The sequence below is a fragment of the Sphingobium sp. SA916 genome, assembly GCF_002894065.1.
GTDB classification, from domain to species: domain Bacteria; phylum Pseudomonadota; class Alphaproteobacteria; order Sphingomonadales; family Sphingomonadaceae; genus Sphingobium; species Sphingobium fuliginis.
Genome location: NZ_LXYF01000093.1, coordinates 1 through 10,712 on the forward strand (window position 1 = coordinate 1; position 10,712 = coordinate 10,712).

Below are 10,712 nucleotides of genomic sequence, written 5' to 3' on the forward strand. Positions count from 1 at the left end.
AAGACCATCGAACACCGACGCTTGCAGCACCGCAAGCTCGCCGCTTAATATCAACCCCAGGACGAGGCCCGCGCTCCGCTAATCTACGCCGCGATCTGCGCCAAATGTTCTGACGACAGACAATTTACGACGCATCCCTTCGGGCGCGATGGTCAACCAGGACCTGCTGCCGGTAAGTAAAGGTAACGACGGACTTCAACAGGTGAGTGGAAGCAGCGTAGTCGATTAAATCAGTCGGACGCTGCTTTCACCTTTTTGCGCTTCAATTGATGAGCGGAGGATGGGATTGCGGAAAAAGATGTTGCATTGGCCAGCAATTGCTGCAGCAATCATAGCGATAGGTTCGGTATCATGGCTTCTGCTGGTGAACGGGCAACGGTTGGACACCAAGGATCAGTTCAATCCGATACTTATCCCCGCCGGCAACCCTTCAGCCGCCCCCTCCGATTCTGCGGGCGACATTCAGACCGTTCCGCAAGTATTGCCTCAATCATCCCCTCTCGCCAGTTCAACCATACCGATCGATCAGGCAGAACAACCACGCGTTGCAGAGCAGACGCGAGATACTGAATGGGCCGGCAAGACCGAAAGCGATATCGGAAGCGCGCTTCACACAATACCCGCACTCGCAAGTTCGACGCCACTGGATGTCAGATGCGGCGCGACTGTCTGTGAAGCACGAGGGAAGTTGAGAACTGACGCCTCCGCATATAACCGCGCCCAGGCCGCTGAGTATTTGCGTGGCAGTGGGTTTGTCGATGCTCTGGGCAAGGCAAACGCCCTGACTGACAAGGTCGTTTTTTCCGAAGAAACAGGACAGTTTATCATCTACTTTTCCAGGGTTCGGAAATAGCGACAATGGATGTTTCCTGATTTGCGTCAGCATCGCATATCCGGAGGAACTTCGCTCCATTTGTAGAGGCCGCCTCTACAAATGCAGGTGGTAGCGCGCTCAACGATCCCCGCCCGACATGGGCGCCATGGCCGATGCAACCTTATACCGCCGTTGATCTGTCGCGCCTCGGCGCACGGGCACCGGCTCCCGTGGTGGCGCTACCCAGCGGTGGAGCCTGGACTTCGTCCATGATCAGCTGGCTACGGGACGCTGGTTCTGGGTGCTCAACATCATCGACGATGTAACCCGCGAGTGCCTGCGCGCGGTGCCGGACACTTCGATCCCGGGGCGTCGGGTGGTGTGCGAGCTCAGCGAGCTGATCGCCCAACGCGGCAAGCCTGGGATGATTGTCAACGACAACGGCACCGAACTAACCTCGAACGCCGTCCTCGCCTGTTGCGGGGAAGTCGGGGTGGAATGGCACTGTATCGCCGCGGACAAGCCGACGCAGAATGGCCATGGCGAGAGCTTTAACGGCCGCATTTGCGACGAGTTGCTCAACGAGACCCTGTTCCTGAGCCTGGACCATGCCCGCATGGTGATCTTCGCCTGGGCAGAGGACTACAACCAGGAGAGGCCGCACTCATCCCTTGGATACCAAACCCCTGTGGCCTTCGCCGCTGAACTGCGCAGGCCATTGCTCAACCCGCGCTCATGCGCAACAAAGCTGCCCGGCTTCAACCCGCGCTGATGGGAACCTGGGGGTCACGTCAGGAGCGCCAAGGCCACGCACGCCGCCCGAGCAGAAATACAGCGATCGCAGGCTTCGCTCGCGACGCTTAGCCGGAAGCTGGGGATCAACCCAAGACTGTGGCGAAGTAGCGTAAGCGGAAGACGGTCGAGGATTTGAAGACCAAGCCGAAAGCCCCTCATTCAACAACCCTGACCAAGGCGGAGGAAGCGATAGTGGTCGCGTTCCGGCGCCACACGCTGCTGCCGCTGGACGACTGCCTCTATGCGCTGCAACCATCGATCCTGCACCAGACGCGATCTGCATTGCACCGCTGTCTCCAATTTCAGTCGCAGGCTCAAGACCCCAGTGATCTCACACCCCACGAATATATCGCCAAGATCTGGACTTCAGAGCCAGACCGCTTCATCCTCAATCCGAGCCACCAGATGCCGGGACTGAACGCCTAGAAGCGCAGCGGCATGGACATGACGGACACGATCTGCTCCATCGTATCTTCAAGCGCCTCCGCGAACGTCTCGCCGAATATCTCCTCTTCGGTACCATGATGGCGCACCAATATGTTGAGGAACATGAGGCTGATGCTGATCAGCCGTCGTTGAGCGACATAGGGTGGCAAATAATCGACCCTGTCGCGCAACAGTCGAAGCGCGCGCGTGAGATTGGGCGGCTCCGATCCGCTGAAATCGCCGAATTCGGGCGACCGGCTTTGCAACAGATATTGGCTGAGGAAGCTTGCGTAGCTGTGGTTCCCGTCCGCATCCTGCAGATCAAGCTGAGGCAGCAGCACGATTTCAAGCAAGGTGCGCGCATCCTTTAGCCGTCCGGCCGCCTCCGCATCGCGTAACATCCCACCGCGCGCCTCTTCCATCTGCTCCATGCGATAGTCGAATATGGCCCGCACCAGTCCTTCGCGCGAACCGAAATGATATTGCACCGCCGCATGATTGCCTTGCCCGGCTTGCGCCGCAATCTCGCGCATGGATGCCCCATGGATGCCGCCTTTGGCGAACAGCCGCTCCCCGGCCAGAATCAGCCGCGTTTTGCCGTCGAGAGGCTCCGACGGTTCATGTTCAAAGCACTCATCCACCATTGAGCAACGATCCTGAATGTTACACCTGTTTTAAAATTATCTTCTCGCTTGAGCGAGATCATTTGCATGAGACGCGGGCTTCTCAGGCAACCTTTTGCGCCAGAGTGCCGGTTTTACGCGGAATTCGCAAGCGGGAAGGGCGAAATTCCCGATGGCACCCCTTTCCCCAAAGCAGGCCTGCCTCCGCCGATCTGGCGGCTGTGGCTGTGAAAAAAATTTACACTTGACTTAAAATCCACCTCGCCGCTATTCCCTAATCACCATTAGACAGCCATCGGCTCCTATGCCGCGCAAAGACGGCGGCCATGGTTCTATACTGCAAGGAGAGACTTTCATGGCGATGGAAACCGGGCTTATCTTCCACCCCTATATGCGGCCGGGGCGCACCGCCCGGCAGACGTTCGAATGGGGCGTCCAGAATTCGGTGGCCTGCGACAAGGCGGGCTTCACGTCGATGATGATCTCTGAACATGCGTCGCAAATCTGGGAAAATATTCCCAATCCCGAATTGATCATGGCCGCCGCGGCGCTGCAGACCAAGAATATCAAGTTCGCACCGATGGCGCACATCCTGCCGCATCAGCATCCTGCCAAGCTCGCGATCATGGTCGGCTGGCTGTCGCAGATCCTGGAAGGCCGCTATTTCATGGGAATCGGCGCCGGCGCCTATCCGCAGGCATCCTATATCCACGGCATCAAGGACGCAGAGCCGCAGATGCTGAACGATATGGTGCGCGAGTCGCTGACCATCATGGAAAAGATCTGGAAGCGCGAACCCTTCTTCTATGAAGGTAAATATTGGGATGCGGGCTATCCCGAAGAGGCCCCCGCAGAGACCGAAGACGATGAACAGCATATGCTCGCCGACTTCTCGCCCTGGAACGGCGCCTTCCCCGAATTCGCCGTTACCGGCTTCAGCCAGAATTCTCCATCGATGAAACTGGCGGGCGAGAAGAATTTCAAGCCGGTGTCGATCTTCTCCGGCCTCGACGCGCTCAAGCGCCACTGGGAAATCTACTCGGAAGCCAATATCAAGGCAGGCTTCACTCCTGATCGCCAGCGCCACGCCGTCTCACAGACCGTCTTCTGTGCCGACACCGACGCAGAGGCCAAGCGGCTCGTCATGGAAGGTCCAATCGGCTATTGCTTCAGCAAGTATCTTATCCCGATCTGGCACCGCTTCGGCATGATGGATGGTTTCGCCAAGGATGCGGGCATCGATCCCAAGGACGCGGATCTGGAATTCCTGGTCGACAATGTCTTCGTCGTCGGATCGCCCGATACGGTCGTCGACAAGCTCAACACGCTGTTCGAACAATGCGGCGGTTGGGGCACGCTCCAGGTCGAAGCCCATGATTATTATGACGACCCATCACCCTGGTTCTATTCCCTCGAACTGCTGGCGAAGGAGGTCGCCCCACGCGTCAAGCTGCCGGGCACGCGGGAGGCCGTTCCGGCCTGACCCAAGGTCGCATCCAGCCTATTATAGACAAGGGCGGAGGATCGTCGATCCTCCGCCCTTATCCTTGAAACCGACTAGCGAAAAAGCACCGGTCATGGCCTCTCGGCGGCAAACCCGTTGAGCAGAAGGTCGGCAGCCTGTTCCGCGATCTGCATGGGGCCGAGCTTGCCGGGACGATACCAGGACGCGCAGGAATCAAGCATGGCGATCAGGAACTTGCGTACCACCGTGGCGTCCAGCGCCTGGCTCGCCGATCCGTCCGCCTGCGCGGCGACGATCAGGTCGCGCCAGTAATTGTCGAAGCTGGAATAGGCGGCCAGCACCCGCTTGCGCATCTCTTCAGGCAAGTCGTCGAAGATGCGCGATACCGCCGATGAATAGTCATCGCCGGCCAGCAGGAAGTCGACATGAGCGACGATCGCCGCGCGCAGCCGCACAATCGGCGCGGTGGCGGCACCCAGCCCTTCGACCCGCGCCATGATGTGACGATTGTTGCGGTAGATACCCTCCATCATCACCTCCTCGACCAGATGGTCCTTGGACGGAAAATGATGATAGATGCTGGGCGCGAGCATGCCTGCGCGCTGTGCGATCTCGCTGAGCTTTGCGCCTGCAAGCCCTTTTTGCCGAAGAACTGCGGCGGCCGAATCCAGAATGCGCGTTCGGCCGTTATCTGCTTGTGCCATGCGCCCTCTTAGCTGGATCGGCGGGGAAGAAAAGCCCTCGCGCAACAATCGCCTAACCGGCGAAAGGCACGGTCGGCGCGCCCGCCGCAGGCGGATCGAGGATTTCGAACAGCCCGCCGGCCAACGGTTCGCGCGCAAAGGCCTCCGCGCCATAGCCCTGAGAACCGGTGATCAGGAACAGGCGGCTATGGTCCGTCCCCCCAAAGGCCGGACGCAGGCCGCGCCGCACGGGGAGCTTGCGTTCCTCCATCAGGGTCGCGTCGGGCGCGAAGCGGCGCAGCATCCAGCTTTCGTAGAAGGCCATCCAGATGCAGCCTTCCACATCTACCGCCATCCCGTCGGGATAGCCGTCCTCCGGCCTGAACGTCAGGAAGTCGCGCCGATTGGATAGCTGCCCGTCCTCCGCCACGTCATAGACCCAGCTGACCAATGGCATGCTATCGTTGACATAGGCGGTGCGCCCGTCCGGGCTGAAGGCGGGGCCGTTGGCGGTGACGATATTTCGCTCCTGCGTGCTGACGCTGCCGTCCGCGTCCAGCCGATAGAGTTCGCCCGTGCTGCGCGTATCGAAGTCGCCGAGCGTGCTTTCCTTGTCTTCCGCAGTGGTACTCTCGTCCCACTGGCTCGAATCGCAGGAGCCCGACCAGTAGCGCCCCTTGCGATCGGTGACGCCGTCGTTGAGCCGCGCAACCCTGGGATTGGAAATGGGTTGGACGATCGGCCGATAGACCTGCGCCCGGGGATCGACATGAGCGAAACCGTCCGCGCAGGAAGCGATAAATCCGCCGGACGCACGCGGGGCGATCGCGCTGATCCAGGTGGGGGTCGTCCAGCTTCCCTTGACGCCGCTGTCGAGGTGATACCAGTTGACGCTGGGCGCTTCGATATCGACCCAATAGATGCAGCCGTCGCGCGCGTCCCAGATGGTGCTTTCGCCCAGGATTGCTTTGGCGTCCCACAAGCAGCGCCAGCCTTCGCCTTCCATCATCGCTCCATCCTCGCCCTATAGTTTCACGACCGGGTCACCGAACGGTTCGTCCCGCTGGCGCACCGCTTCCTTCAGCCCCTGCGTACGCACCGTTTCGTTGAACTGGCTGCGGCTGGCCGACAGATGGCCCCGCGCGTCCATTTCCGCCGCCATGCGCTGGATGGTGCGCGCGCCCATCAGTTCGAGGCCCAGATTGACGATCCGCTTGTTGGCGCTGAGCAGATCGGCGTCGATCAGCGCCAGCCGCGCCGCCAGCGCTTCGACTTCCGCGTCCAACTGGTCGGCGGGCACAGCCTTCATCGCAAGGCCGATCTTCGCGGCATCGTCACCCCGAATGGAATCGCCGGTCAGCAGCAACCGCTTGGCCCATTGCGGCCCGACCAGATAAAGCCACATATGGCTGGGCAGCGACCCCTGCGAACGCGCCGGCGGAAAACCGAACAGCGCGTTGTCCGCACAAATCACCATGTCGCACAGCAGCGCCAGATCGGTGCCCCCGGCCAGACAGCGGCCATGCACCTGCGCGATCACCGGCTTGTGCATGTCGAACAAGGCCATGCGCAGCCGCTGCGCCCGCTCCTGATGCCAGGCGTCGTCGTCGAACTTCGCCCGGCCGCGCCGATGGTCTACTTGGCCCGGGATCGGCTGGTCATATTTCTGGAGGTCGTAACCCGAACAGAAGTCCGGCCCTGCCGCGCGCAGAACGACGGCATGGACGCGATTATCCTCATCCGCCTCCCACAGTCGCGCGTTCAGCTGCTCCTGCAAAGGCTCGCTCAGCGCATTGCGCTTTTCCGGTCGGTTCAGCGTGATCCAGGCCGTTCCATCGCGCACCTCGTACAGAAGCAATGACGCCTCGTCCGCCATGCCACCCTCCTCTTCTATGCCGGCTTGAGCCGATCCTTTCAGGCGACGGTCTGCACGCCCATGGGCGGCGCAACCGGTGCGGACACGTCAATATCCTTGAGATGGGGCAGCACCTTGCGCGCGAACAGTTCGTAATTTTCACGCCCCACCTCGAAGGGCATGTCGCCGAACTGGGTGTAAATGATGAAGCTGCCGATGTCGAACCGTTCGACCATCGATTTCAGCTTTTCCAGCACCTCTTCCGGACGCCCCCATATCTGCAGGTCGGCGAGGAAGTTGTTGAACTTGTCGATGCCGTTCTTCTCGACGCTGGCGGCCAGCGCGCCATAATATTCATAACCTTCGATCGACGCGAATTCCTTGTTGCCGAACTGGTAGAAGGAGGATGTCGAGCGGGCATATTCGACCAGATATTTGTCGCGCATCTCCTGTGCCTTGGCCGCATCCTCATGGACCGCGCAAAAGGCGACGACCACGGGCTTGGGCGCAGGCCGCCCCTGCATCGCGAAAAAGCGCTCGCGATAGCTGTTGATGTCTTCCTCGACCCGGTTCCAGGGCTTTTGCGCGATGATCATCAGGCCGACATCCAGATTGGCCATCAGCTTGACCGATTCCGGCGACACAGCCGACGCGAACACCCGGCCGCGATAGCTGGCATAGGGGCGTGGACGCAGTTCGACGCGGGGTTGCTTGAGATAGGCGCCGTCATATTCCATGACGCCGGTTTCCAGCGCATCGAGCAGCGCCTCGGCATATTCGCGGAAGCGCTGGCGCGCCTCGCCCATGGGCACGCCGAAGCCATCGAACTCCTCCTTGCCCAAGCCCCGGCCGATACCCAGGATCGCCCGGCCTTCGGACAACTGGTCAAGCAGCAGAAAGCTCTCGGCGATCCGCACAGGATTCTGCCAGGGCAGCACGGTCACGGTCGTGCCCAGCTTGATCCGCTGCGTCTTGGCCGCGACCCAGGACAGAAACTGCGGCACGTTGGGCGTCATCATATAGCCGGTGAAATGATGCTCGGGCGTCCATACGGAATCGAAGCCCTGATCCTCCGCGCGGGCCGCGAGCGACAATTCGTGCCGAAACACATCGATATCGCTGACCCGGTCCTTCAGATTCTGGAACGTCAGTCCCAATCCCACGTCCATATTCGCCTCCAACAAGCATCGCTTAAGAGCAGACTAATTGTAATTAGGTTCATTTGGCAAGCCCTTCGCTTCAGTTCCTCCCCAAAAATAGGTCGCGGCACTCGGTCGCAATGGCGGATAGCGGGAATGAATAAAACCTAAGCTGTTGTAAGTTAATGATATATTCCTTCTTCTGATCAGTGAACAACGGCACTTAGCCGAGCATGGCGAAAATGGAAAATCCCGGGAGACTTGACGCCGATCAAACAAATTTGCATCATAATAAAAATTAGGCAGAGGAGAATCTGAGGGGTGAACGACAGCATTGCGGTTCGGCGCCAAGCCATGGCCGACCGGCACCCAGCCTGGACCGAGATGACGCTCGACGCCTATCTGACCCGGATTCAGGCCGATTTTGCAGCGCGTCCCTTGGTCATCACTGATGCGCAGACCCTGACCTATGGGGATGTCGAGGCGCAGGCGACGCGCATCGCGGGTGGCCTGTCGGCGCTCGGCGTGGGCCATGGCGACCGGGTTGGGCTTTTGATGGCCAATTACCCCATCACCGTGCCGCTGCTGTTCGGCATCTGGCGCGCGGGCGCGGTCGCCGTGGCGATCAACACGCTCTACGGGATCGCGGAGGTCGATTATGCACTGCGCGAGTCCGGTTGCTCCCTGCTCATCAGCATGGCGGCTTTTGGATCGCGACGGTTCGATCGCGATCTCGATGCACAGCTGCCCGGTTGGCGTGAAGGGCGGTGCGCGGTGCTACCGGAACTCAAGGCTGGTTTCATTTATGACGACGCTGAGCCATCGCTTTTTCTCGCCGCCCTGCCGCATGGGACGGCGCCGGCCAATCCGGCGCAACCGCATGATCCGGCCGTCATCATGTTCACCTCGGGCACTACGGGATCGCCCAAGGGCGTCATGCAGACGCACGATAATCTCCTGCGCGCGGCTTATGCCGGCGCCTATCATCAGGCTTTTGCGGATGGGCGACGCGCAGTCTTCTCGCTGCCGCTCTACCATGGGTTCGGGCTCGTCGTCGGGCTGCTCTCCGGCATGGTCGTCGGCGGTTCCATCGTACCATTGCTGCGTTTCGATCCGCATGCGCTGCTGACCGCCACCGAGCGGCACCGCGCCACCTATCTCATGGGCGTGCCGACCATGACGATCGCGATGATGGAGCAGGCCAAGCAGCAATCCTACGACCTGTCCTCCCTGACCGCCGTACATAGCGCCGCCGCGCCGACGCCCAGTTGGGTCTGGCGCGACATCCAGCAGACCTTTGGCTGCCAGGAAATATTCACCAGCTACGGCCAGACCGAAGTGACGGCGACGATCGTCTGTACCCAGCCGGGCGATCCTATTGACGTGGTGGCTGAAACCCAGGGTTGCATCGTCATGGCGGGCGTTGCCGGCCTGCCCGAGCAGGATGGCCGCATCTGCGAATTCAAGACGATCGACCCGGAAACCGGCGCCGACCTTCCCCATGGGGCATCGGGCGAACTCTGCACGCGCGGACCGATGAACAGCCTGGGCTATTTCCGCCGACCCGAGGAGACAGCGAAGCTGTTCCTGCCTGGTGGCTGGATCCGCACCGGCGACCTCGGCCAGTTTCGCCCCGACGGCAATCTGTTCCTGACCGGCCGGTCGAAGGAACTGTACAAGAGCCGGGGCGAACTGGTGTCGCCCAAGGAACTGGAACAGCTCGTCACCACCCATCCCGCGGTAGCGCAGGCCTTTTTCATCGGCATGCCCGACGACCGCTGGGGCGAGACCGGATGCGCCTGGATCGTCCGCACGGAGGATGGCGCAGTCGACGAAAAGGACTTGCGCGACTGGCTGGCCCCGAAGATCGCCGGCTACAAGATGCCGCGCGACATATGGTTCATCGCGGAAAGCGATCTGCCCAAAACCGGCACCGGCAAGGTGCAGAAGAACAGATTGAAGGAGATGGCGCTCGCGATGGTCGCGACGCAGGCGGAATGACGGAAAAGAGAAGAACCATGACGACCGACGGCATTTCCTCGATCGAGGACATCATCCAGGACGCGATCGACGGCCTGCCCTACATTCTGGTCGACGCCGACGACCGCGAGAATGAGGGCGACGTCATCATCCCCGCCCAGTTCGCAACCCCCCGCCAGATCAATTTCATGGCGAAACATGCGCGCGGCCTCATCTGCCTCGCCATGACGCAGGCCCGCGCCGAGCAACTGAAGCTGCCGCCGATGACGGTCAACAATCAGTCGGGCCACGGCACCGCCTTCACCATTTCGATCGAGGCGCGGGAGGGCGTGACCACTGGCATCTCGGCGCAGGACCGGGCTCATACGATCGCCGTCGCGGTCGATCCGACCAAGACGGCGGATGATATTGTTTCGCCCGGCCATGTCTTTCCGCTGACGGCGCGCGACGGCGGCGTGCTGGTGCGCGCCGGGCATACCGAAGCGGCGGTGGACATCTCCCGCCTCGCCGGCCTGACCCCGGCAGGCGTCATCTGCGAGGTGATGAACGACGATGGCACCATGGCGCGCCTGCCCGAACTGCTCATCTTCGCGAAGGAACATGGCCTCAAGGTCGGCACCATCGCCGACCTCATCGCCTATCGCCGCCGTTCCGAAAAGCTGGTGCAGAAGGTGGCGAGCGCCCCTTTCCACAGCTTCTATGGCGGCGAGCTCACCATCCATGTCTATCGCAACCAGATCGACGGCGGCGAGCATGTCGCGCTGGTCAAAGGCGAGGTACGGCCCGACCGCGAGACGCTGGTGCGCGTCCATCAGGTGTGATCTGCCCCCGCCGAGTGAACCGATTGGTTTGTTAGTGTATTAAGCCCATCGCCGCCATATCCGGACGGAGGTGGAGCGAAGCGGAACCGGAGGCCGGATATGGCGGTGTCG

8 protein-coding genes and 4 pseudogenes are annotated in these 10,712 nt (G+C 61.0%); 6 read left to right on the forward strand and 6 right to left on the reverse strand.

What is annotated here, in order from left to right; genetic code table 11:
* Window positions 1-280: 280 nt before the first annotated feature.
* From A8G00_RS24900 to A8G00_RS23000, 3 genes and pseudogenes are all read left to right on the forward strand, one after another.
* A complete protein-coding gene (locus A8G00_RS24900) occupies window positions 281-853 on the forward strand; it encodes a hypothetical protein (protein WP_146032641.1) in 573 nt (190 codons plus the stop codon).
* A gap of 208 nt (window positions 854-1,061) precedes the next feature.
* Window positions 1,062-1,678 (forward strand): annotated as a pseudogene (locus A8G00_RS22995) (integrase core domain-containing protein); the annotation flags it as partial.
* Window positions 1,679-1,685: 7 nt separating this feature from the next.
* A pseudogene (locus A8G00_RS23000) lies at window positions 1,686-1,909 on the forward strand (IS481 family transposase); the annotation flags it as partial.
* Window positions 1,910-2,031: 122 nt separating this feature from the next.
* Here A8G00_RS23000 and A8G00_RS23005 read toward each other — a convergent pair.
* Window positions 2,032-2,679 carry a TetR/AcrR family transcriptional regulator gene (locus A8G00_RS23005; protein WP_103001789.1) on the reverse strand — a complete coding sequence of 216 codons (648 nt, stop codon included), beginning with the start codon at window positions 2,677-2,679 and terminating at the stop codon, window positions 2,032-2,034.
* A gap of 334 nt (window positions 2,680-3,013) precedes the next feature.
* Here A8G00_RS23005 and A8G00_RS23010 point away from each other — a divergent pair, with 334 nt between their 5' ends.
* Window positions 3,014-4,141, forward strand: a complete 1,128-nt coding sequence (locus A8G00_RS23010; protein WP_025550334.1) for an LLM class flavin-dependent oxidoreductase — start codon at window positions 3,014-3,016, stop codon at window positions 4,139-4,141.
* Between the two features lie 92 nt (window positions 4,142-4,233).
* Here the strand turns inward: A8G00_RS23010 and A8G00_RS23015 are convergent, their stop codons facing one another.
* The 4 genes from A8G00_RS23015 to A8G00_RS23030 are packed head-to-tail and all read right to left on the reverse strand — an operon-like array spanning window position 4,234 to window position 7,830.
* Window positions 4,234-4,827, reverse strand: coding sequence for a TetR/AcrR family transcriptional regulator (locus A8G00_RS23015; protein WP_103001790.1), 594 nt, complete (start codon window positions 4,825-4,827; stop codon window positions 4,234-4,236).
* A gap of 52 nt (window positions 4,828-4,879) precedes the next feature.
* Window positions 4,880-5,815, reverse strand: a complete 936-nt coding sequence (locus A8G00_RS23020; protein ID WP_103001791.1) for an SMP-30/gluconolactonase/LRE family protein — start codon at window positions 5,813-5,815, stop codon at window positions 4,880-4,882.
* Between the two features lie 15 nt (window positions 5,816-5,830).
* Window positions 5,831-6,682 (reverse strand): crotonase/enoyl-CoA hydratase family protein, encoded by an 852-nt coding sequence (locus A8G00_RS23025; RefSeq protein WP_103001792.1) that lies wholly within the window; start codon window positions 6,680-6,682, stop codon window positions 5,831-5,833.
* Between the two features lie 38 nt (window positions 6,683-6,720).
* Complete coding sequence (locus A8G00_RS23030; protein ID WP_103001793.1) at window positions 6,721-7,830, reverse strand: LLM class flavin-dependent oxidoreductase; 1,110 nt, start codon at window positions 7,828-7,830, stop codon at window positions 6,721-6,723.
* Window positions 7,831-8,121: 291 nt separating this feature from the next.
* Between A8G00_RS23030 and A8G00_RS23035 the strand changes: the two genes are divergently transcribed.
* Both A8G00_RS23035 and ribB read left to right on the forward strand, forming a co-directional pair.
* Entirely contained in the window at window positions 8,122-9,801 is a 1,680-nt protein-coding gene (locus A8G00_RS23035) for a class I adenylate-forming enzyme family protein (protein ID WP_253258066.1), read from the forward strand.
* A 17-nt stretch (window positions 9,802-9,818) separates the two neighbouring features.
* Window positions 9,819-10,598, forward strand: a pseudogene (gene ribB, locus A8G00_RS23040) (3,4-dihydroxy-2-butanone-4-phosphate synthase); the annotation flags it as partial.
* Between the two features lie 34 nt (window positions 10,599-10,632).
* Here ribB and A8G00_RS23045 read toward each other — a convergent pair.
* Window positions 10,633-10,712, reverse strand: a pseudogene (locus tag A8G00_RS23045) (integrase catalytic subunit); the annotation flags it as partial.